General features: G+C 63.9%; 18 protein-coding genes, 2 tRNA genes and 1 pseudogene. 17 read left to right on the top strand and 4 right to left on the bottom strand.

Features of this window, described 5'->3' with window-relative positions:
- Positions 1-32: 32 nt before the first annotated feature.
- From ybaL to IFT55_RS11070, 3 genes are all read left to right on the top strand, one after another.
- Positions 33-1,682, top strand: coding sequence for a YbaL family putative K(+) efflux transporter (ybaL, locus tag IFT55_RS11080; RefSeq protein ID WP_192091963.1), 1,650 nt, complete (start codon positions 33-35; stop codon positions 1,680-1,682).
- 135 nt (positions 1,683-1,817) lie between these two features.
- Positions 1,818-2,363 carry a hypothetical protein gene (locus tag IFT55_RS11075; protein WP_192091961.1) on the top strand — a complete coding sequence of 182 codons (546 nt, stop codon included), beginning with the start codon at positions 1,818-1,820 and terminating at the stop codon, positions 2,361-2,363.
- Positions 2,364-2,530: 167 nt separating this feature from the next.
- Positions 2,531-3,307 (top strand): NYN domain-containing protein, encoded by a 777-nt coding sequence (locus tag IFT55_RS11070; protein WP_192091959.1) that lies wholly within the window; start codon positions 2,531-2,533, stop codon positions 3,305-3,307.
- On the opposite strand, the gene IFT55_RS11065 is transcribed toward IFT55_RS11070, so the two are convergent.
- Both IFT55_RS11065 and ettA read right to left on the bottom strand, forming a co-directional pair.
- Positions 3,294-3,725: a ribose-phosphate pyrophosphokinase gene (locus tag IFT55_RS11065; RefSeq protein ID WP_249403764.1), complete on the bottom strand. Its 432-nt coding sequence runs from the start codon at positions 3,723-3,725 to the stop codon at positions 3,294-3,296. The genes IFT55_RS11070 and IFT55_RS11065 overlap by 14 nt on opposite strands.
- Positions 3,726-3,750: 25 nt before the next feature.
- The gene (ettA, locus tag IFT55_RS11060) at positions 3,751-5,430 is read right to left on the bottom strand and encodes an energy-dependent translational throttle protein EttA (protein WP_192091958.1); all 1,680 of its coding nucleotides are present in this window, start codon (positions 5,428-5,430) and stop codon (positions 3,751-3,753) included.
- A 163-nt stretch (positions 5,431-5,593) separates the two neighbouring features.
- Here ettA and IFT55_RS11055 point away from each other — a divergent pair, with 163 nt between their 5' ends.
- The 8 genes and pseudogenes from IFT55_RS11055 (at position 5,594) to IFT55_RS11020 (ending at position 15,076) form a co-directional block, all read left to right on the top strand.
- Complete coding sequence (locus tag IFT55_RS11055; RefSeq protein ID WP_192091956.1) at positions 5,594-6,961, top strand: M20/M25/M40 family metallo-hydrolase; 1,368 nt, start codon at positions 5,594-5,596, stop codon at positions 6,959-6,961.
- A gap of 141 nt (positions 6,962-7,102) precedes the next feature.
- A complete protein-coding gene (locus IFT55_RS11050) occupies positions 7,103-7,351 on the top strand; it encodes a hypothetical protein (protein WP_192091954.1) in 249 nt (82 codons plus the stop codon).
- A 194-nt stretch (positions 7,352-7,545) separates the two neighbouring features.
- Positions 7,546-7,621, top strand: a tRNA-Ile gene (locus tag IFT55_RS11045).
- Between the two features lie 44 nt (positions 7,622-7,665).
- Positions 7,666-7,742 (top strand) — tRNA-Pro (locus tag IFT55_RS11040).
- Between the two features lie 47 nt (positions 7,743-7,789).
- The gene (locus IFT55_RS11035; protein ID WP_192091952.1) at positions 7,790-9,850 is read left to right on the top strand and encodes a hypothetical protein; all 2,061 of its coding nucleotides are present in this window, start codon (positions 7,790-7,792) and stop codon (positions 9,848-9,850) included.
- A 25-nt stretch (positions 9,851-9,875) separates the two neighbouring features.
- On the top strand, positions 9,876-10,805 hold the full coding sequence (locus IFT55_RS11030; protein WP_197976419.1) for a restriction endonuclease: 930 nt from the start codon (positions 9,876-9,878) through the stop codon (positions 10,803-10,805).
- Positions 10,806-10,982: 177 nt separating this feature from the next.
- A pseudogene (locus tag IFT55_RS11025) lies at positions 10,983-12,488 on the top strand (site-specific DNA-methyltransferase).
- Entirely contained in the window at positions 12,488-15,076 is a 2,589-nt protein-coding gene (locus tag IFT55_RS11020) for a DEAD/DEAH box helicase (protein ID WP_192091950.1), read from the top strand. The pseudogene IFT55_RS11025 and the gene IFT55_RS11020 overlap by 1 nt, the downstream one beginning before the upstream one ends.
- 164 nt (positions 15,077-15,240) lie before the next feature.
- Here IFT55_RS11020 and IFT55_RS11015 read toward each other — a convergent pair whose 3' ends face one another.
- Positions 15,241-15,807: a TetR/AcrR family transcriptional regulator gene (locus IFT55_RS11015; protein ID WP_192091949.1), complete on the bottom strand. Its 567-nt coding sequence runs from the start codon at positions 15,805-15,807 to the stop codon at positions 15,241-15,243.
- Positions 15,808-15,910: 103 nt separating this feature from the next.
- On the opposite strand from IFT55_RS11015, the gene IFT55_RS11010 reads away from it, so the two are divergent.
- The 6 genes from IFT55_RS11010 to IFT55_RS10985 all read left to right on the top strand — a co-directional run bounded on the left by IFT55_RS11010 (position 15,911) and on the right by IFT55_RS10985 (position 21,232).
- Positions 15,911-16,630, top strand: coding sequence for a glutathione S-transferase family protein (locus IFT55_RS11010; protein ID WP_192091947.1), 720 nt, complete (start codon positions 15,911-15,913; stop codon positions 16,628-16,630).
- Positions 16,536-17,852 (top strand): alkene reductase, encoded by a 1,317-nt coding sequence (locus IFT55_RS11005; RefSeq protein WP_249403762.1) that lies wholly within the window; start codon positions 16,536-16,538, stop codon positions 17,850-17,852. The genes IFT55_RS11010 and IFT55_RS11005 overlap by 95 nt, the downstream gene beginning before the upstream one ends.
- 46 nt (positions 17,853-17,898) lie before the next feature.
- Positions 17,899-18,294: a VOC family protein gene (locus tag IFT55_RS11000; RefSeq protein WP_192091945.1), complete on the top strand. Its 396-nt coding sequence runs from the start codon at positions 17,899-17,901 to the stop codon at positions 18,292-18,294.
- Positions 18,295-18,573: 279 nt separating this feature from the next.
- A complete protein-coding gene (locus tag IFT55_RS10995) occupies positions 18,574-19,554 on the top strand; it encodes an aldo/keto reductase (protein ID WP_192092111.1) in 981 nt (326 codons plus the stop codon).
- Entirely contained in the window at positions 19,551-20,375 is an 825-nt protein-coding gene (locus tag IFT55_RS10990; protein ID WP_192091944.1) for an SDR family NAD(P)-dependent oxidoreductase, read from the top strand. The genes IFT55_RS10995 and IFT55_RS10990 overlap by 4 nt, the downstream gene beginning before the upstream one ends.
- Positions 20,372-21,232, top strand: coding sequence for an NAD(P)-dependent oxidoreductase (locus IFT55_RS10985; protein ID WP_192091942.1), 861 nt, complete (start codon positions 20,372-20,374; stop codon positions 21,230-21,232). Before IFT55_RS10990 ends, IFT55_RS10985 begins: the two co-directional genes overlap by 4 nt.
- A 181-nt stretch (positions 21,233-21,413) precedes the next feature.
- Here the strand turns inward: IFT55_RS10985 and IFT55_RS10980 are convergent, their stop codons facing one another.
- The gene (locus IFT55_RS10980) at positions 21,414-22,691 is read right to left on the bottom strand and encodes a metal-dependent hydrolase family protein (protein WP_192091940.1); all 1,278 of its coding nucleotides are present in this window, start codon (positions 22,689-22,691) and stop codon (positions 21,414-21,416) included.
- Positions 22,692-22,716 lie beyond the last annotated feature (25 nt).

Below are 22,716 nucleotides of genomic sequence, written 5' to 3'. Positions count from 1 at the left end.
TTTCTGGACGACCCCATCGAAAAGGAGACCGGATGCCGCATTATACCCCGTTGGTAGGGACGATCGTCGCCGCACTGGTCGTGGCGTTTCTGCTGGGGGCGCTGGCGCAGCGTCTTCGGGTGTCGCCGATCGCCGGATATCTGTTGGGCGGCGTGTTGATCGGGCCATTCACGCCGGGATTCGTCGCGCATTCGGGCATCGCCAACGAACTGGCCGAAATCGGCGTGATCCTGCTCATGTTCGGGGTCGGGCTGCACTTCTCGCTGAAAGACCTGTTGTCGGTGTGGCGGATCGCGGTGCCCGGTGCGATCGTGCAGATCGCGGCGGCGACGGCGATGGGCATGGGGTTGAGCTGGCTGCTCGGCTGGCCGACGATCGCGGGGATATTCTTCGGACTGGCGCTGTCGGTCGCCAGTACCGTCGTGCTGCTGCGCGCGCTGGAGGGACGCAACCTCGTCCAGACCGAACGCGGGCGGATCGCGATCGGGTGGCTGGTGGTCGAGGATCTGGTGATGGTCCTGTCGCTGGTGCTGTTGCCGGTGATCGTCACCGCATCCGATCCCGACGCAGCCGTCGGCGCGGGCGCGGTGATCGGCGCGGTGCTGACGACGCTGCTGCGGGTCACGGGCTTCGTCACGCTGATGCTGGTCGTCGGGCGGCGGGTGATTCCGTGGACGCTCCACTGGGTCGTGCATACCGGATCGCGCGAACTGTTCCGGCTGGCGGTGCTGGCCATTGCGCTGGGCGTCGCGTTCGGTGCGGCGCTGGCGTTCGGGGTATCGTTCGCGCTGGGCGCGTTCTTCGCCGGCATGATCCTCGGCGAAACCGAACTGAGCCGCCGCGCCGCGCAGGAAACCCTGCCGTTGCGCGATGCGTTCGCGGTGCTGTTCTTCGTATCGGTCGGCATGTTGTTCAATCCGATGGTCGTGGTCGAACAGCCCCTGCCCCTGTTGGCAACGGTCGCGACGATCGTCGTCGGTAAATCGGTGGCGGCATGGGTGATCGTGCGCGCGTTCGGTCATCCCAACCGCACCGCGCTGACCATCGCCGCCAGTCTGGCGCAGATCGGGGAGTTTTCCTTCATCCTCGCCGGGCTGGGCGCGGGTTTGGGCGTGTTGCCCGCTGCGGCGCGCGACCTGATCCTTGCCGGCGCGATCCTGTCGATCATGGTCAATCCGTTCCTGTTCTCGGCGGTCGCGGGCCGGGGCAAGGACCGCGCACCGGCAGCGGTCGCGCGTGAGGAAGCGCGCGAGGAGGCACGGGTCGATCACGTCGTGCTGATCGGGGCGGGCCGGGTCGGTCGGCTGATCGCGGAGGGGTGCCGCGATGCCGGTCGCGCGTTCGTCGTGATCGAGGACCAGCCTGACACCGCGCGCGCCGCGACCGGTCATGGTTGGAGCGTGGTGCTGGGCAATGCGCTGGACCCCGATGTGCTGCGCGAGGCGGGGGTGGCGCGGGCGACCAAGCTGCTGGTCGCGATCCCGGGCGGGTTCGAAGCGGGCGCGATCGTCCGCCACGCGCGCGCAATGAACCCGACGCTCTACATCCTGTCGCGCGCGCATTCGGCGGACGAGGTCGAGTATCTGAAGGGCCACGGGGTCGACCAGGTCGTGCTGGGCGAGGAAGAACTGGCGCGTACCATGTTGCGGATGGCGGGGGAGCAACGGCAGGCTCCGGCGTGAAGGTGCGGGGCGGACGTTCGATCATACGATAGGCTGGTTACGCTGTCGTAACTGGCGGCCCTGCCGTTGCAGCAATATATCCTTGATCCCGTCATGTTCGACATGGGGGATCAGGCAGTGAATATCTTCATACTTATGAGACGATATTTCGCGATACTTGCCGTTACCGTCCTTGTCAGCGCGTCGTCGCATGCATCGCAGTTGGACCCGCCGCCGACCGTTGCCGTTCCGGTGCAGATCGACATCGTGTACAAGGAACGTACCCTTGGTACGCCGCACCTTAGCCTGATGTATGACCGGCCGGCGATCATCTCGGTCGATCGGGTCCACGGATATTCGATGCGCGTCGTACTGACACGGACGGCCGTTGCCGGTCGTATCGTAGCGGACGTCGCGATGGAGTTGTTCGCCGAAGAGAACGGACGATGGATACCCGTATCGATGCCGAGAATGCGGATCGGTGCTATGGGAAAGGCATCGATGGAGGTTGCCCGACCGGAGGGTGGGCAGCCATTGCTGCGCCTGAACGTAACGGTCGGCTCCCCGACACTGTTACAGCAGATCGCCGAACCATGTCCGCCGTCGGCTGAGTCCGACTGGCGAAAGGCAATGACCGAAGCCGTCGTCTATGCTCCGTCCGCCATGCCCGACCGAACGATGGCTGCACCCAGCAAGTGTTGAGACGCGGCGTGTTTCCGGTGCTGTGGTCATTCCGCCTGTTGTGCCGACCCGCACAATTGCACCGGCCGGTGCTGTACGGACACGCATGACGTAAAGGCATCATCGTCGCAATGATATGGACTGACGGTTTTGGTCGCCTATCGTTCGGCGAGGCGATAGACGGGTGCATGTCCAATCATTCCGCTCCCACCGGCAACGTCGCGTTGCTCATCGATGCCGACAATGCCGGCGCCGCCTACCTCGATTCGGTGCTGACCGTCCTCGCCGAATTCGGCACGGTCAACGTCCGTCGCGCCTATGGCAACTGGGAGAAGCCGGGGCTGAAAAGCTGGAAGGCGCTGTTGATGCGCCACGGCATCGAACCGTTCCAGCAGTTCGACATCACCAAGGGCAAGAACGCGACCGACATGCGCATGACCATCGACGCAATGGACCTGTTGCTGCGCGGGCGGATCACCGGGTTCGGCATCATGTCCTCGGACAGCGACTTCATGCCGCTGGCGCAGCGCATCCGGCAGGAAGGCGTTCCGGTCTATGGCTTCGGCACCGACCGCACGCCCGAAGGGTTCCGCGAAAGCTGCACCCGCTTCATCGACGTGCAGTCGCTCGACGTCGAGGATGTCGCGAACATGCCGCTGCCGCCGCCGATCATCGGCGGGACGGCTCCGGTCGCGGCGGTTCCGGTCAAGCCCACCCCCGCCCCGGCACGCACTAAGCAGAAGGTCGATGCGGCGTTCGTGAAACTGCTGTCGGATGCGTATGACGCATCGCGGGTCGACAAGCGCGGTTTCGCCAGCCTCGGCGAGGTCGGACAGCGCGCCGCGAACCGGTCGAGCTTCGACACGCGCAACTATGGGTTCAAGCGGTTGTCCGACCTGATCGAACAGGTGAAGGAATTCGACGTCGAGCGCCGCGACACCGGGATTTTCGTCAAGCGGATCTGACGGAGGGCGAAGTTCCGGGCGGCGGATCGGCTGTCCGGTCGTCGCCCCGACGATCCTGCCAGTATCGGAATGCGGCGGCCTGCCGTTGCCGGACGAACGTGGCGGCCTCGCTGCCGGTCCACGCGCCGGCATAGGCGTCCCGCACGCCGGTATCGATCCACCAGCCCTGCCCCGGCAGACTGTCGGATTGACGCACGACCAGTACCGCAAGGCCCGGCTCGCCCCGCGCTTCCCCCGCCGCATCGATCGCGTCCAGCGTCCGGCACAGCGCGCGCATCTTCGGCCGGGTAAAGCGGTGGCCGAGCGCCAGCAGCAGTTCGGAATAGGTCATCGCCCGCGCATCGCGGGCGGCGTCGACCAGCAGACCCCGCACCCGTTCGACGTCGGCGATCGCGCCCGGTCCGTCCGCATCGATCATGCGGCACGGACCGGGCGGGGCCGCATCAGCGGGTAAGCTTCTTGTACGCCAGCCGTGTCGGGCGGTCGGCGGCGGCGCCCATACGGCGACGCTTGTCTTCCTCATAGGCTTCGAAATTGCCTTCGAACCACTCGACGTGGCTGTCGCCCTCGAACGCGAGGATGTGCGTGCAGAGGCGATCGAGGAAGAAGCGGTCATGGCTGATGACCACCGCGCAACCAGCGAAGGATTCCAGCGCCTCCTCCAGTGCGCGCAGCGTCTCGACGTCCAGATCGTTGGTCGGTTCGTCGAGCAGCAGGACGTTGCCGCCCTCCTTCAGCATCTTGGCGATGTGGACGCGGTTGCGTTCACCGCCCGACAATTGACCGACCTTCTTCTGCTGGTCCTGCCCCTTGAAATTGAACGCGCCGACATACGCCCGCGTGCCCAGTTCCTGCTTGCCGAAGCGGAAGATATCCAGCCCGTCCGACACTTCTTCCCACACGTTCTTGTTGGGATCGAGGTCGTCGCGCGACTGGTCGACATAGCCCAGCTTGACCGTCTGACCGATCTCGATCTTGCCGCCATCGGGCTGTTCCTGCCCGGTGATGAGCTTGAACAGCGTCGATTTACCAGCGCCGTTGGGGCCGATCACGCCGACGATGCCGCCCGGCGGCAGGTTGAAGTCAAGATTCTCGAACAACAGCTTGTCGCCATAGGATTTCGTCAGCCCTTCGGCCTCGATCACCTTGCCACCCAGTCGCTCGGGAATCTGGATCAGGATCTGCGCCTTGCCGACCGCGCGGTTTTCCTGGTTCTTGACCAGTTCGTCGAACGCACGGATGCGGGCCTTGGACTTGGTCTGGCGCGCCTTGGGCGTCTGACGCATCCACGCCAGCTCGTCCTGGATCGCCTTGGCCTTGCCCTGCTCCTCGCGCTCTTCCTGCTCCAGCCGCTTGGCCTTCTTTTCCAGATAGCCGGAATAGTTGGATTCGTAGGTGTAATACCGCCCGCGATCGAGTTCGAGCACCCAGTTGACGACGTTGTCGAGGAAGTAGCGGTCGTGCGTCACGAGAATGACGTTACCGGTATATTCCTTGAGATAGTTTTCGAGCCAGCCGACACTTTCGGCGTCGAGATGGTTGGTCGGTTCGTCGAGCAGCAGGATCTGCGGCTTTTCGAGCAGCAGCTTGCACAGCGCCACGCGACGCTTCTCACCACCCGACAGGTTTTCGACCGACGCATCGCCCGGCGGGCAGCGCAGCGCTTCCATCGCGATTTCAAGCTGGTTGTCGAGGCTCCAGCCGTCGACCGCATCGATCTTCGCCTGAAGCTCGCCCATCTCTTCGAGCAGCTTGTCGAAATCGGTGTCGTCCTGCGGATCGCCCATCTCCGCCGAAATGGCGTTGAAGCGATCGACCAGATCGGCGACCGGGCGCACCCCGTCCTTGACGTTGTCGATCACGTTCTTGGTCGGATCGAGCTTCGGCTCCTGCGCCAGATAGCCGACCTTGACCCCCTCGGCCGCCCACGCCTCTCCGACGAACTCGGTATCCATGCCGGCCATGATCTTCATCAGCGTGGATTTACCCGCGCCGTTCGGCCCGATGATCGCGATCTTCGCGTCGGGCAGGAACTGCAGGTGGATGTTGTTGAGCACCGGCTTGTTCGCGCCGGGAAAGGTCTTGGACAAACCCTTCATCACATAGCTGTACTGCACGGCCATTGCCGAAGGCTCCGTTCGATCGTCTGGAAGAAAGTCCGCCGCGATGTAGCGATCACCCGGCGGATTGGCAACGCGGACGCCGCTGCGTCATGGCCGCATGCATCTTTGCGTTGCAGGAAGAATCCGGCTGGGGCACGTGGCGTACACCCAACCGGAGAACCCGATGCGCGCCTTGCTTCTCGCTGCCCTCGCCCTTCCCCTGCCAGCGCTGGCGCAATCCTCCCCCGCGGAGGTTGCCCGTCTGCGCGACGCCGCGCTGACCGATCAGGTCGCGTGGGACATCACCGAAGGGCTGACGACCGAAATCGGCGCGCGGCTGGCCGGCACGCCGGACGAAGCGCGCGCCCGGACATGGGCGGTGGCGAAGATGAAGGCACTTGGCTTCAAAAACGTGCGCATCGAACCCTATCAGATGCCGGTATGGGTGCGCGGGGCGGAGACCGCCAGCATCGTCGCCCCCTTCCCGCAGAACCTCGCCGTGACCGCGCTGGGCAATTCGGGCGCGACGCCCGCTGCCGGGATCGAGGCGGAGATCGTCTATTTCCCGACGCTGGACGACCTGAAGGCCGTGCCTGCGGGTAGCTTGAGGGGCAAGATCGCGTTCGTCAGCCATGCGATGACCGCGACGCAGGACGGATCGAGCTATGGTCCGTTCGGACAGGTCCGTCGCGCCGGTCCCGGCATCGCGGCGCAAAAGGGCGCGGCGGCGATCGTCATCCGGTCGATCGGGACCGACTATCATCGCAACCCGCATGCCGGGGGCACGTCGTTCCCGGCCGGCGTCACGCCGATCCCGGCGGGCGCGCTGTCGATCCCCGATGCCGAACAGCTCGAACGCGTGTTGAAGCGCGGCAAGCCGGTGCGGTTGCGGCTGGTGCTGACGCCACGCCAGATCGGCATGCGCGAATCGGGCAATGTCGTGGGGGAGGTGCCGGGGCGTGACCCGTCGGCCGGAATCGTGCTGGTCGGCGGACATCTCGACAGCTGGGATCTGGGCACCGGCGCGTTCGACGATGCCGCCGGGGTCGCCATCACCGCCGCCGCCGCGAAGCGGATCATGGATGCCGGCCGGCCACGACGCACGATCCGCGTCGTATGGTTCGGTGCGGAGGAAGTCGGCGGGTTCGGCGGCACCGCCTATGCGCTGGCGCACAAGGGCGAACGCCACGCGTTGGCCGCCGAAAGCGACTTCGGTGCCGACCGCATCTGGAAGTTCGACGTCGCGCTGCCCGAGTCGGCGGGAGCGATCGCCGACCGACTCGGCACGGCCCTCGCCCCGCTCGGCATTGCGCGCGGGTCGGCGTTCGCGGGCGACGGGACCGATATCGGGCCGACGCTGGCAACCGGCGTGGCGGCGGTCGATCTGGCGCAATCGGGCCTGCGCTATTTCGATCTGCACCACACTCCCGACGATACGCTGGACAAGATCGATCCGGTGCAACTCCAGCAAAACGTAGCGGCATGGACCGCGATGCTGGCCGTCGTCGCCAACGCGCCAGAGGATATCGGACCAGTTCGTCGCACCCCGTGAACGCTTCACCACCCGTCGCAAAGCCGCATTCCTGCCACAATTGGACGTTGACGGCAGCGCAGCGTACGCTATTGCGGCAACTTCGCGACGGCGGTGACGCCGGTTGGACGCGAAATGGTTCACTATCTGGGAGCTACCCGCATGAAGAAGATCGCCCTCGTCGCCGCTGCTGCCGCTGCCCTGCTGTCGGTTGCCGCTTGCAAGAACACCCCGGCCGACAACGCAGCCGACGCCGCTTCGGACAACCTGGAAATGCAGGCCGACAACCTCGAAGCACTCGCTGAGAACACCTCGAACGAGGCAGTTGCTGCCGACCTGATCAACGCTTCGGAAAACGCCGAAGACGCATCGGATGCGATCGAGAACGCCGGCGAGCACAACGGCATGTAATTCCATGTCCGGTGCCGAACGGCACCGGACATGGAATAACGATCAGGGCGTCCCGGCAACGGGGCGCCCTTTTTCGTGTCGTCATGCTGCGTATGCGAACTGCCCGACCGGAGGCGCGAACATGGCATGAATGCGGCGACGATCAAGACACTTGCGCATTGCGGGACGCCGACGCTATCGGTTCGCGGCTGGCGGGGCCTGTAGCTCAATGGTTAGAGCTGGCCGCTCATAACGGCTAGGTTGCGGGTTCGAGTCCTGCCGGGCCCACCAGCGCTTGTGCCGCGTCGCCATTGCGCCTAGGGCACGAACATCGTCGGGGAGTGGCGCAGTCTGGTAGCGCGCCTGCTTTGGGAGCAGGATGTCGCAGGTTCGAATCCTGTCTCCCCGACCATCATCCGCTAAGTAATTGATTTCTCGTCGCTAACATGGCGATCGGGAATGGTTGTACCCACGACTGTACCCATCGTTGTACCCATTGGGGGCGATGGATTGGGCTTACCGAACCTCAAGCTGCGCGGTGGCAGCTATCACTGGCGCAGGAAGATCACCGTGGCCGGCGCGGCGGTGCCGCTATCCCTGTCGCTCGGCACAGGGAATTATCAACGCGCCCGGTGTATGGCAGACAGACTTGGTGCGACGGTCGAGAGTTTGCGTGTGGCCTATGGTCAATCGACGGGGCTGACCCCCGATCAGCTGAAGCGGGTGTTCAGCGATGCCCTGCGCTGGCAGTTGCAGCGTATCGAGCAGGATCAGGTCGGCAGCCCCGCCCGGTCGGAAGATCACGCCACGATCAATTCCATCTATGCTGAAGCCTGGGCGTTCCCTGGGCACAAGGGCGTCGAAGCACGCTGGACACCAGACGAGCATGACCGATTGATCGATGCCGGCTGGAGCGAGGAGCGCGCGAAGGCAGTGGCGGATCTCGTGTTCGATCTCCAGAACGGTAATCCGGTTTCGAAGGCGCAGCTCGACAGCTACAGTGAGGCATTCGGCATCGCCTCCACGCGGGACAACCTCGCGCGGATGGCGCGGACGATCTGCTCGGCTCGTGCGTCGGCATGCCGCGAGGCAACTGCCCGCCTCCCCGTTGGCGACGACGACATGGCGCAATGGATCGACGAGGCATTGGTCGATGATACGCCATTCGCCTTCGAACAAGCCGAGCGACGACCCGTTTCGTCGACTGCATTGAACCCAGAGCAATCCGCGCCGACGGCACGGGAAGCTGTCGACATTAATGAGGCGCCCCCATCACCGGCTCTGAAGCGCCCGAAGAAGCGCCTGCTCGACGCGGCCGAGGAATGCGTCACGGCCTATCAGAAAGCCGGCGCCTGGGACGCGGACTCGATGAAGCAGGTGCGCACAGCATTGCGGCTGTTCGATCATGCCTGCGGCAGCGGCATCTACATCGAAGACTTGGAGCAGTCGCACCTCCGCTCTTTCACGACCCTGTGTCGGTCGTTGCCGAATCGCTGGGGCCGCACCCGCGAAGAGCAAGCCGGCGGCATCGCTGCCAGCTTGATGCGGGCGGCAACCATGCCACCGACCGATATCGGCATCAGCCAAGCGACCATCAACAAGCACCTGACATGGGTCACGGCCGTTCTCGCCCATGCGGCAGGCGAGGATGACGATCCGGAAGCCCATCGGCCGGCGAAGCCGCTTTCTTTCACGGTGGCACGAGCCGGCATAGGCAAGACATCGCGCAAGGCAAAAAAACGAGATCGCGACAAGCGAGCCAATTGGACGATACAGGAGGTCGCCGAGCTTTTGTCCGCACCGGTCTGGACAGGCGCGGCAGGGATCGACCGCCGCCTGAAACCGGGCACCGAGATCATTCACGACGCCTGGTACTGGATGCCGCTCATGCTGCCCTTGTATGGCGGTCGCAGTTCGGAACTCGCCGGATTGGGGCTGGCGGAGGTGCACGAACTGGAACCGATCCCCTACTTCCTGATCGACTATACCGAAGATCGCGCGCTCAAGAACATTCAGTCGATCCGGAGGTTGCCGATTCATCCCGAACTGATCCGCCTCGGGTTCATTGATTACGTGACGGAATTGCGAGCAGCGGGTTGCACGCTGCTGTTCCCGGAAATGAAGTCATCGGGATCGACCACTTTTGCCGGAACGTTCTACAAGTCAATTTTCAAGCCGCTGCGGCAGTGGGCCTTTCCCGATGGCACGTCGTGGCGCCACCGCGTTGGCGGTGCATTTAAAGACAAGGACGTGCACAGTTTTCGCGGCTTAGCCACCACCCTTTTGAAGGGACGTGTCGCCAGCGAAGTCCGCTGCGATCTGTTTGGCCATGAAGGCGAAACGGAAACCGCGCGCACCTATGACGAGGAGGCAGAGCTTTCTATCAAGCTCGACGCACTACAGCTATTGACGCCCATGACCGCGCATATCCAACCCAGCCAGCTAATCAACATTAGGCCAATTGCGCGACTAAAGCATGGAACGGGCCGACGAGAACCGCGCTCTAAGTCAAATATTTGAACGATGACACGTAGCCGTCAGCAAAATGACGCCTAAGGATACAAAGCGAAACCATGGCAAACATCACGCGACGACGAACGGGCGAGTTTCTCCGAAGCTGTTCGAGGCACTGATCGCTGAGCCCGAAGGCATGGCCGCCGGAGCAGCGATGAAGGCCGTTCGCACCTCGATACCGCTCACCGCTTTCGAGAAGGGGCAATACCCTTCAGGCGGTGAACGGTTCGAAAAGATTCTGCGCTTCGCGACCGTCGACTGCGTGAAGGCGGGTTGGCTGCACAAGAGCAACGGCGTCTGGAGCGTCACGGATATAGGTCAAAAGGCCTACAAGACTTATGTCGACCCTGAAGCGTTCTACAAGGAAGCGTGCCGCCTCTATGGCGCGTGGAAGGCTCAGCGCGATGCATCCGAGGTGCTGCCCGGTGAAGCAGCCGAGGCTGAAGCCATCGAAGAGGCTGCGGAGAAGCTCAGCGTCACTGTAGAAGCGGCGCTAGACCATGCCTGGACCGAAATCTCGCAATTTCTGCACTCGAGCGACCCCTTCGAGTTTCAGGAGATGGTCGCCGATCTGTTGAGGGGCATGGGCTACCACGTGTCCTGGGTTTCACCGCCGGGCAAGGACAATGGCGTCGACGTCATTGCCTTTGCCGACCCTCTCGCCACTGTCGGACCGAGGATCAAGGCACAGGTTAAACGCTGGCAATCCAAGGTCGATAGCGATGGCTTGAAGTCGTTCCTCGCGACCCTTTCACCCGGCGATGTCGGCATTTATATCTGCTTGGCGGGTTTCACCAAAGACGCGCAGGATTATGCCCGCAATCAGGAAACGCGGAGAGTGACGCTGATCGATGCCCGTCGATTCTTCGATCTTTGGGTCGAGAATTACTCCGAGCTCGCCGATCAGGCACGTCGCCGGTTGCCGATCGTTCCGGTCTACTTCCTAGCGCCTGCCAGCTAAATGCATGGTGACAACGATCGAAAAGCCATGAGCAGACCTCTTCCTTCGGATCAGAGTCTTGAAACCTTGTAGGATCGTCACCTCTGAAGCACGCGCATTGCTCTCACGCGTCGCCACAGGCTACTAGCGGCCCCAAGTCGTTGAAGCGTAGGGGTCAAGGTGCCGATACTGGATTGGATGACGCGCGGGGAGGATGTGCGCGCGGCGGCGGCGGTGCCCTATCGGTTGCTGGAAGCGGTGCCCGCGCTGAACGGCGGCAATGCCGACACCGCCAACATGCTCATCCAAGGCGACAATCTCGACGCGCTGAAGGCGCTGCTGCCCTATTACAAGGCGGCGGTGAAGTGCATCTACATCGACCCGCCCTATAATACGCGGTCGGCGTTCGAGCATTACGACGACAATCTGGAACACAGCCAGTGGCTGGCGATGATCTATCCGCGCCTAGTGCTGTTACGCGAACTGCTGGCGGAAGACGGCAGCCTCTGGGTGTCAATCGACGACAATGAGGGGCATTACCTTAAGGTTGTGATGGATGAGGTATTTGGGCGGCGGAATTTTGTGTCAAACGTCGTCTGGCAGAAAATCTAGACTGTAAAAAATTCCGCACGGCATCTTTCTGAAATGCATGACCACATTATGGTCTATGCCAAGAATGCAACCAACTGGCAAATCAACCTACTACCTCGATCAGAGGAACTCAATGCCAGCTACACAAATCCCGACTCAGACATACGCGGCCCGTGGACGACCAATGCCGTTCAAGCTCGCAACTTCTACGGTGCCGGAACTTATGAAATCCTCTCTCCCTCTGGTAAGGTTTTTAGCCCACCTGCCGGGACTTACTGGCGTGTATCAAAAGAGAATTTCGACAGACTCAACTCCGAAGGAAGAGTGTGGTGGGGGCGTGATGGTTCGTCCATACCGCGGATCAAGCGCTATCTGTCGGAAGTCAAACAAGGAGTTGTCCCTGCGTCGATGTGGTTTCATGAAGAAGCTGGGCAAAATGCGCAGGCAAAAGCGGAAGTGCGCGATCTCTTGAATGAAGCCCCCGTATTCGGGACGCCGAAGCCGGAAAAGCTTATGGAGCGCATTCTCGTCATAGCCTCTAACCCCGGCGAAGTCGTGCTCGACAGCTTTCTCGGCTCCGGCACCACGGCGGCGGTGGCGCACAAGATGGGCCGGCGCTGGATCGGGATCGAGATGGGCGACCATGCCGAAACACATTGCAAGCCGCGTCTCGACAAGGTGATCGCGGGCGAACAGGGTGGCATATCCGAAGCGGTCGGCTGGACCGGCGGTGGCGGCTATCGCTATTTTCGGCTGGGCGCGCCGGTGTTCGAGGCGGACGGACACATCGCCGACGGCATCCGCTTCGCGACGCTCGCCGCCCATGTCTGGTTCAGCGAGACGGGAACTCCCTTAACCGGTTCTGCCGATACCCCCGTGCTGGGGGTGCATGACGGCATGGCCTATGCGCTGCTCTACAACGGCATTCTCGGCGACCGGTCGGTCAGCGGCGGCAACGTCCTGACCGCCGCGCTGCTCGCGCGGCTGCGGGTGGAAAGCGGCTGGGACGGGCCGATGACCGTCTATGGCGAATGGTCAAAGCTGGGCGCGGCGCGGCTGGCCGAAGCCCAGGTCGTCTTCAAGCAGACCCCCTATGACGTGAAGGCCCGCTGATGGAACTGAAGGACTATCAGCGCCGGGCGCTCGACGCACTTCGCACCTTTCTCGACCAGGCGGCGATCCGCGACCATGCGGCCGCTTATGCTGCCGCCTGCGCGGTCGGCGAGCCTGGGGCATATGGCGCGGCCTATCGACCACTCGCAGGTTTGTTGGGCGTGCCCCATTGTTGTCTTCGCCTGCCAACCGGCGGCGGCAAGACGCTGCTCGCTGCTCACGCGATTGGCATCGCGCGTGATACGTATCTGGCGCGCCGCTACCCGGTAGTCCTGTGGCTGGTCACGTCGAGCGCGATTGCCGACCAGACGCTGGGTGCGCTTAAGAAGATCGGTCACCCCTATCGCCAGGCGCTGGAGGCGCAGTTCGGTGGTGCGGTGCGCATCTACGGCATTGACGAGCGGCGGCATCTTCGTCCGCAGGATATGGCGGATGCCGCGACCGTAATCGTCGCCACCGTCCAGTCATTCCGCGTCAACAACGTCGCCGACCGCAACGTCTATCGCGACGACGAGGAGCTTGAGCCCCACTTCGCCGCGCTCCCGGCGGGATCCGACCTTGCCCGGCACGACAACGGCCCCCGCCGGGGCACGCCGATCGCCAGCTTCGCGAACCTGCTCAAACTGCACAGACCGTTGGTGATTGTCGACGAAGCGCACAACTTCACCTCGACGCTGTCCGGCGAAACGTTCGGCCGTCTGGCGCCTGCCGCCGTCGTCGAGTTCACCGCCACGCCGGTGCGCTCGAACGTCATCGTCTCTGCCACCGCCGCCGAGCTGAAGGCGGCGGACATGATCAAGCTGCCGATCCATCTGTCGCAGCACGGCAGCTGGCAGGCGGCCATCGCCCATGCGGTTGATAACCGTGCCTGGTTGGAGGGCATCGCCGCCCGGGACGGCGGCGGCATTCGCCCCATTGCGCTCTATCAGGCGCAGCCCGCACGCGAGGGGGCCGAGGCGACGGTCGACGTGGTGAAGCGCCACCTAATCGAGGATTGCCGCATCCCCTCGGACCGGATCGCGGTGGCGACTGGCAACCAGCGCGAGCTCGACGGCATCGACCTTTTCGACCCCGCCTGCATCATCGAGCACGTCATTACCGTCGACGCGCTAAAGGAAGGTTGGGACTGCTCCTTCGCCTATGTCTTCTGCTCGCTCGCCAGCATCCGCAGCGGCGGTGCGGTGGAGCAGTTGCTCGGCCGCGTGCTGCGCATGCCCTTTGCGACGCGCCGGTCGTCGGAGGAACTGAACCGCGCCTATGCCCATGTGTCCGAACGCAATTTCTTCGAAGCGGCCGAGGGATTGAAGGACCGCCTGACTGAAATGGGCTTCGACGAGCGGACCGCGCTGGAAGCGATCGTCGAGCAACCAGAGACGTTCGACTGGTGCGGGGATCAACCGCTGTTCACCCGCCCCGAACTGCCGGTGCTGTGCGTGCAGGAGCGCCCTGATCAGAGTGGCTGGACCCCCGAAATGGTGTCGGCAACGCGCATTGCCGACGATGGCGCGGGCGGCATCGCGATCACGTTCGACACCACCGCGCCCGACGCCGTGTTGCGCGACGTCGCAGCGGCGGTCAGCGCGTCCGAGACGACGCCCATGGCGGCGATCGAAGCGTTCATCGTTCAGCGCGCGGCGGCGCTGTCGCCGGCCGAACAGGGCGAGGTGCTGACGCTACCCCGCCTCGCGATCGAGCGCGATGGTCAACTCGAGATCGTCTTTCCCGAGACGCTGGTCGACGTAGGCGGCTGGAACTTGGCGGCGGTCGACACTAGCCTGCCCGGCTTCGCATTGACCGACCGGCCTGACACGTTCGAGATGGACGTAGACGGCGATCAGGTCGTCTATACCCGCATCGACGCTGCTGCCGAGCTGGCGCTGGACGACGCAACTGATTGGGATGTGGCGGCCCTCTCCCGCTGGCTCGATCGCACGACCCGCCAGCGGGACGTCGCCCAACCCATCTTTCTCGAATATTGTCGCCGCGTCGTCGAGCGCGTTGCCGAGCACATCCCCCTCGCCCAACTCGTTCGCGGCAAATACGCGCTTCGCCGCGCGATCATGGCGCGGGTGGGCCAGCTCCGCCATGAGGCGGGCGCACGCGGCGTTCAGCTACTGCTAGGAGACATCGCGCCCGTATTGGCGCTGGGTGACAACGGTTTCAGCTTCAGCAAAGCTGGCTATGACCCGCGAACGCCATATTCCGGACCTTGGCGGCCAAGGAAGCACCTCTTCTCCCAAGTTGGCGACTTAAAGCACGGTGGCGAGGAATGGATGGCCGCCGTGCAAATCGACGATCACACCGCCATTCACCGCTGGGTCCGAAACGTCGATCGCACGGCGTGGTCCTACGCGCTACCGACTGCGACCGACTTCTTCTACCCCGACTTCGTCGCCGAATTGAAGGACGGTCGCAAGCTAATCATCGAATACAAGGGCGCCGACCGCAAAGACAGCGCTGAAAACCTCGAGAAGAAAAACATCGGCGCGCGACTGCAGGAAGTGAGCGACGGACACGTGCTGTTCCTATGGGCGGAGCTGGAACGCGACGGTAACGTTTCAAGGCAGATCGACATGGCGATCAGGTAATCGCTTATTGTCTTGAATGGTGTTTTTAGACCAGTCGCGCTCACCCTATCTTACGGATCTCCAACGCCTGCTACTTGTTCAGCCTCATGGCCGACATCGAAATGCAGACTTCTCGCCATGTGATCGGTCCTGCGGGATAGCGGACCCGAGCAGCAGCAGGACCATCAGGCTGGCAGAAGCCCGGCCGCGCGGTAGCTGTCGATCATCGTGTCGAAGAGCGCGATATCCGCACGGCCCCTTGCGAATAGCTGCGCGCCGGAGACGGCCGCATAGATCGCCCTTGCCCTGTTCCTGCTTTCGCCTGGTCCGACAACGTTTGCGTCGACGAGGAGTTTGCTCAACCAGTCAACGTTGACGTCAGCGAAGCTCTGGACCTCGACTTTTACCTCGTCCGGAAGGTCGTCATATTCCGCCGCCATGAAGCTCGACAGGCAGATGCGGTTGTCGTTCGACAACGACGTGCGGAAAATTCCTGGATAGCGGCGAAGCGCACCAAGAGGCTCTGATGCCTCATCCGAAATCACCACCAACTGCTTGACCGTATCCTCCCAATAGCGTCGCGCTACCGCCGCACCGAGATCGGCCTTCGTCGCGAAATGATGATGAATGCTCGGTGCCTTGATCCCGACCTCGGCGGCGATGTCGCGAAAGTTCAGGCCGTTATAGCCGCGCGCCATGGCGCTTCGCCTTGCCGCGGCGAGCACTGCCTCTCTAGAATTCGACACTGCCATCGCCCCGCCTACTCCGCCAACCGACCAATTGGTAGATAGGGGTTGACCATCAGGAAGCAACCGCCCAACTGAGTGACTACCAATCACTTGGTAGGGACGCCTCATGACCGATCAGACATCGCCTGAAAGCCCAAAGCTTCGCCTGTTCACCTCCCCCTCTGCCTTCCCCAACCCGCAGCGCCTGCGCATCTTTCTACACGAAAAGGGCATCGCCGATCGCTTTGACGAGCAGGTCTACGACATGTCACCGGTCGGCGAGCAGCGGCAGTGGAAGCATCTCAAGATGAATCCCTGGGGCGAGACCCCGACACTCCAGCTTGCCGACGGTAGCTTCATCTCGGAAACCGCGGCCGTCGTCCGTTATCTTGACCAGGCGTTTCCAGGTCGCCGGATCATGGGCGAGACCCCGGAGGAACAAGGCCTGGACGCGATGTGGGACAACCGCGTCTGGGTGCACATCCTTTACCGCATCACCACCACGTTCCATGTCCTGCATCAGGGGCTCGGTCCCAAGCTCGAACTGACGGCGAACGCTGCTTGGGGCGAGCATTGCCGCAAGGAAGCGCTGGCGCATACCTCGCTGGTGGACCGGCACCTCGCCGATGGCCGCGACTGGCTGCTTGGCGGTGACGAGCCAACCTTCTCCGACATCACGCTGGCGACGGCGATCGCGTTCTCCAAGTTCGAGGTGAACGCCATGCCGCTCGACGAGCGCTACGAACATATCGATGCGTTCTGGCAGCGGTGGCAGCGCCGCCCGACATTCCTCGCCGCCTATGGGGATCGGAGCAGCGGCGTGCCAGAACTGGACAACCGGCCGTAGCACCCAACGTGCTACCTGGCTCGTTTCAAGCCGGTCGGGGGTGAAACGGCAGCCCGAGCGTTACAGCCGCCTGCCCTCGCCCCTTATTACTCCTACGGAAGATCATATCATGGCCGATCTGCCTGTCAGCCCCGTCCTGCAACCCGTCACGATCGGTGATCTGCAACTGCGGAACCGTATCGTCATGGCACCGCTCACGCGCAGCCGCTCGAACGAGGAAGGTATCCCCCCGGCGTTCGCCGCGGACTATTACGCACAACGCGCCGATGCCGGCCTTATCATCACCGAAGCGACGAACATCTCGTCCCAGGCGCGCGGTTACGCGATGACGCCCGGCATCTGGTCGGACGCGCAGGTGGCGGCATGGAAGCCCATCGTCGAAGCCGTCCATCGGCGTGGCGGCAGGATCTTCCTTCAGCTCTGGCATACTGGCCGGATCTCGCATCCCGATCTTCATGGCGGCGCCCTTCCCGTGGCGCCGTCCGCGATCGCGGCGGAGGGGCAGGCGTTCACCAATGACGGGATGAAGGATTTCGTCGTTCCGCGCGCGCTGGAAACGGACGAAGTCCCCGCCATCGTCGAGGACTACCGCCATGCCGCCGAACAGGCCAAGGCAGCCGGGTTCGATGGCGTCGAAGTGCATGCCGCGAACAATTACCTGCTCGAACAGTTCATCCGCGACAGCACCAACCAGCGCACCGATGCCTATGGCGGCTCGATCGAGAACCGTCTCCACTTTCCGCTCGACGTGGTGCGTGCCGTGGTCGAGGTCTGGGGAGCAAATCGCGTCGGCATTCGCATTTCGCCGGCAACGACCGAGCCCGGAAAGACCCCGCTCGACAGCCAGGTCGGGCGCACGTTCGACACGTTCGTCGATGCCTTGTCCGAGATCGGCCTGTTATACATTCACGATATCGAAGGCGTGACCCAGCAGACGCGCGACGTGCCGGACGGCGTCGACTTTCAGGAGCTGCGCAAGCGCTTCTCGGGCGCCTATATCGCCAATAACCAGTATACGCTCGATCTCGCCGAGAAGACGCTGGCGGACGGGGATGCCGATCTGTTCAGTTTCGGCCGGCCCTTCCTCGCCAACCCCGATCTCGTCGAGCGGCTGCGGACCGGCGCCCCACTTGCCGAGGCTCCGAAGCGCTATTGGTATGGCGGTGGCTCGGTCGGCTACTCGGACTGGCCCGGAATGAACGGGCGGATCGAGCTTCCGTAATTCAAGGGCGTGCGTTCGCCTGCATGTATAATCGAGGAGAGATAATTTGCTGTTTCATACGATGGTAGGATCGAACGACATCGAGCGATCCAAGCGCTTCTACAATGCAGTGCTAGGTGCCCTAGGAGCCGAAGAGGCGACGCTGAACATGGCCGGCAGCGGTCACACCCGCCTGTTCTACCGCAATGAGGGCGGGACGAACTTCATCGTTACCCAGCCGATCAACGACGAACCGGCCACCGTGGCCAATGGCGGCACCGTGGCTTTTTCGTGCAACTCGCCCGAACAGGTCGAACTGTTCCATGATATCGCTGTCGCCAACGGCGGCACCTCGATCGAGGACGAACCCGGTCCGCGTGAGTCAGCGATGGGAACCATCCATCTGGCCTATGTCCGCGACCCGGACGGCAACAAGCTGTGCGGAATCCACATCCCGTCATAATAGCCGAGCCCAGCCGATCGGCTCAGGTGGCCCCTTTCACATCGCTAGCGGACCGGTAGGTATCGGTCTGCCAGCAATGCCATGTCACGACGGACCCGATTTCGCGTTCGTCGGAACCGGCTATTCCTCGATTGGGCCGGCAATCCGTTCCGGCTGCCGATAATCGCCCCCTTCTTACTCCGCTATCACGAGGCAACGATCGCCTGCGCGTCGTGAAGAGGCAACCTGCGGCGTCCGCGATCATTCCCCTGACAACAGACATCGCATCGGAGATACATGGTGAAGACACGCAAGCTTGGTTCGCAAGGCCTTGAGGTCTCTGCGCTCGGCCTCGGCTGCATGGGGATGAGCGACTTTTATGGCGGTCGCGACGAAGCGGAATCGGTCGCGACCATCAACCTCGCGCTCGACCGCGGCGTCACTTTCCTGGACACCGCCGATATGTATGGGGTCGGCGCCAACGAGGAACTGGTTGGCCGTGTCGTGCGCGAACGCCGCGAATGGGTGGTCGTCGCGACGAAGTTCGGCATCGATCGGGGCGCCGATGGCAAGGGCCGCAGCATCAATGGCCGCCCCGACTATGTCCGCCGTGCATGCGATGCCAGCTTGAAGCGCACCGGGCTTGACGTCATCGACCTCTACTACCAGCACCGCGTCGACCCCGACGTGCCGATCGAGGAGACGGTAGGCGCGATGGCGGAGCTGGTGACGGCCGGCAAGGTGAAGTATCTCGGCTTGTCCGAGGCGTCGCCGGCGACCATTCGCCGCGCCCATGCGGTCCACCCCATCACTGCTCTACAGACCGAATATTCGTTGTGGAGCCGGGATCCCGAAGCAGAAATCCTGCCGACGGTGCGCGAACTCGGCATCGGCTTCGTGCCCTACAGCCCGCTCGGCCGGGGTTTTCTCACCGGTCAGATCACCGCGCCCGACGACCTCGCCGCAGATGATTTCCGGCGCCATCATCCACGCTTTCACGGGGAAGCGTTCCAGCGCAACCTCGACCTCGTCAAGGCGGTCGGCGCTATGGCCTCCGATAAAGGCTGCACGCCGGCGCAACTGGCGCTTGCCTGGGTGCTCGCGCAGGGCCACGACGTCTTGCCGATCCCCGGCACCAAGCGGCGTACCTATCTGGAAGACAACCTCGGCGCGATCGACGTGACGCTGGACGCGGACGATATCGCCCGCATCGACGCGATCATGCCGCCCGGTGCAGCCGAGGGACAGCGCTATGCCGACATGGCGAGCATCGACCGATGAGTGCCGTCTCGTTCGCGGCGATCGCGCCGGGCAATCTCGCCGTCGTGACGGGTGGGGCCAGCGGCATCGGGCTGGCCGCCGCGTGCGCATTCGCCGCACGTGGCATGCGGGTCGCTATCCTCGACCGGCCGGGCGAAGCGCTCGATGCGGCGGCCGGATTGATCGACGGGGCGCGCGCGCACGCCGTCGACGTCGCTGACCCGGTGGCAATGCGCACCCTCGCCACCACGCTTGGGCCGGCATCCGTCCTGATGAACAACGCCGGCATCGGCCAGGGCGGTGATGTTTTCGCCAGCCAGGAGGCGTGGACAAGGCTGCTCGGCGTCAACCTCATGGGTGTTCTGAACGGCATCCAGAGCTTCGCGCCGCTGATGGTGGAGGGACACGGGCCGGGCCTCGTCATCAACACCGGCTCCAAGCAGGGCATCACCCAGCCGCCGGGCAACACCGCCTACAACGTCAGCAAGGCAGGGGTTAAAGCCCTGACCGAAGGCCTGGCACATACGCTGCGCGAGCAGACAGGGGACCGGGTCAGCGCGCACTTGCTGATCCCTGGCTTCACCTACACGGGCATGACCTCTCCGCGGCCGGAAAAGCCGGCTGGCGCCTGGACGCCGGAACAGGTGGTCGATCTCATGTTCGATCGTCTGGCGCGCGGCGACTTCTACATTCTCTGCCCTGACAACGAGACCACGCCGGCACAGGACGCGAAACGCATCGCCTGGGCGGCAGGCGACATCACCGGGAACCGCCCCGCCCTGTCCCGCTGGCACCCCGATTACGCGGCCGAATTCGCCCGCTTCATGGAGGATGACGCATGAGGATCGGGTTCATCGGGCTGGGTCAGATGGGCGGCGCCATCGCGGCCAATCTGATCAAGGCAGGCCATGAGGTGACGGTCTGGAACCGTTCGACAGACAAGACCGACGCGCTTGTCGACGCGGGCGCAGCTCGCGCGGCACGGCCGGTCGATACGGCCCAAGGCGATCTCGTCATGACCATGCTCGCCGACGACCGGGCGGTGGAAGACGTGGTACTCGGCGAGGACGGCATCGTCGGCGCTCCTGCACTGCACGTCGGGCACAGCACGATCAGCATCGCCCTTGCCGACCGGCTCGCGGCGGATAGTGGCACCGGCGGTTACGTTTCTGCACCCGTCTTCGGCCGTCCACCGGCGGCGGCAGCGGGCAAGCTGTTCGTGGTCGCGGCAGGCGTGGACGCTGCATTGGATCGCTGCGACCCGGTGTTCGCCGATATCGGTCAGCGGACTTTCCGGATCGGCGACAAGCCGTCCGCGGCCAACCTGGTGAAGCTCAGCGGCAACTTCATGATCATGGCCGCCGTGGAGGCGATGGCCGAGGCGATGACGCTGGCCGAAAAGGGCGGCGTCGATCGTCAGACCCTGCTGGAGGTGCTGACGGGAACCCTGTTCGGCGCGCCGGTCTACCACATCTATGGCGAGATCCTGCTGAAGGACCGCTTCCAGCCCGCCGGGTTTGCGGCGCCATTAGGCTTGAAGGACATGACGCTGGCCGATACCGCTGCCACTTCGCTTGGGGCACCGATGCCGCTTCTCGGGATCGTCCGCGACCACCTTCGCAGTGTCATCGCGACGGAAGGCCCGGACCTTGATTGGGCTGGTATAGCGCTTGCCGTCAGAAAGAGTGCGAAGCTTTAGACACCCGCGGACGCAATACGGGGACTACCCGGCACGCGGGCATCTCAAGGAAAGCTGGATAACGGAAAGGCCCGGTTGTGATCGTGCAGCCCCCCTTCCCGGCTTCCTGACGTCGGCGAGCCAAGCGTCCATCTCTTACTCCACGGCAGCGCCCTAGAAGGTAACTTCCATTGGCCCACTGCTACATGCCGACAACGGCACCGCCCTTCATAACCAGCCGCACGGCACGCACGGCGGAGATGTTCAGCGTGGGATCACCCGCAACCGCGACCAGATCCGCGAGCAGGCCCGGCCTCACCGCGCCGAGACGGTCGCCCATCCGCATCCACCGCGCGTTGCCCGAGGTGGCGGCGAGCAGCACCTGCGCCGGCGTCATTCCCGCTGCCACCATCAACTCCAGCTCGCGCGCGTTCGTGCCGTGCGCGAATACGCCTGCGTCGCCACCCATGCAGATCGGCACGCCGGCGGCGAGCGCAAGGCGGAGGCTGTCACGGCTTGCCTTCACCGCGGCGGGGGTCGGCTCCGCGCCGGTCCAGCCGCGATAGCGTGCGCTCGCGTCCGCGGCGGCGAGCGTCGGGCACAGTGCGATCTTCTTCGCCGCCATGCTCGCGAAGATCGCGGGCGTCCCGCCATAGCCATGCTCGATCGTGTCGACGCCCGCCTCGATCGCGCGACGCATACCCTCCACGGTTGAGGCGTGGACCGCGACGGGACGTCCGGCGTCGTGCGCTGCCGCCACCGCTGCCCTGATTTCGTCGAGGCTCAGCGTCGCGCGACTCTCCTCGCCTGCCCGCCAGCGATAGTCGGCGTAGAGCTTCACCCAATCCGCGCCGGCGGCGATTTGCCGACGGACCGCCGCAACCATCTGCTCGGCGCCCGAGACCTCCTCCGCACCCTGCGGGATGTCGACCCCTGGCTCGAACCCCTTGGGGCCGTAGGCCCCGAGCGCGACGATTGCGCGCGTCGCCACGCTCAACCGTGGACCCTCGACGATCCCCTGATCGATCGCCGCCTTCAGCCCGACATCGGCATAGCCAGCCCCTTCGGTGCCGAGGTCGCGCTCGCTGGTGAAGCCTGCCCGCAAGGTCGCACGCGCGTTCGCCACCGCACGCGCGGTGCGCAGCGCCAGCGGTTCATGCAGCACCTGATCGTCCCAGCTCGCCTCGTCATAGGGGTGGAGAAACAGGTGACCATGCCCCTCGATCATGCCCGGCATCAGCGTGTCACCGGCGAGGTCGATGATGTGCGCGCCCGCAGGAACGGCCAGGTTCGGGCCGACCGCGACGATCCGGTCGCCACGCACCAGCACCTGCCAGCCAGCGTGCATTTTCCCGTCGACCCCATCGAACACCGCCGCGGGTCGTAGCAGCGTCGCGGTGCTCATCGAGGTCTCGACCGGCGGGGCGCTTGCGCCGCCGAGCATCACTGCCGTCATTATCGCCAACCAGCGCTTGGCCATGCCTCACTCCCCGTTCTAGGCTGGC

Origin of the sequence: Sphingomonas sp. CFBP 13720, assembly GCF_014842075.1 — a bacterium.
In the GTDB taxonomy this organism is placed as follows: domain Bacteria; phylum Pseudomonadota; class Alphaproteobacteria; order Sphingomonadales; family Sphingomonadaceae; genus Sphingomonas.
The sequence above is the reverse complement of the archived record's forward strand: the minus strand, read 5'-3'. Positions and strand labels throughout refer to the sequence as shown.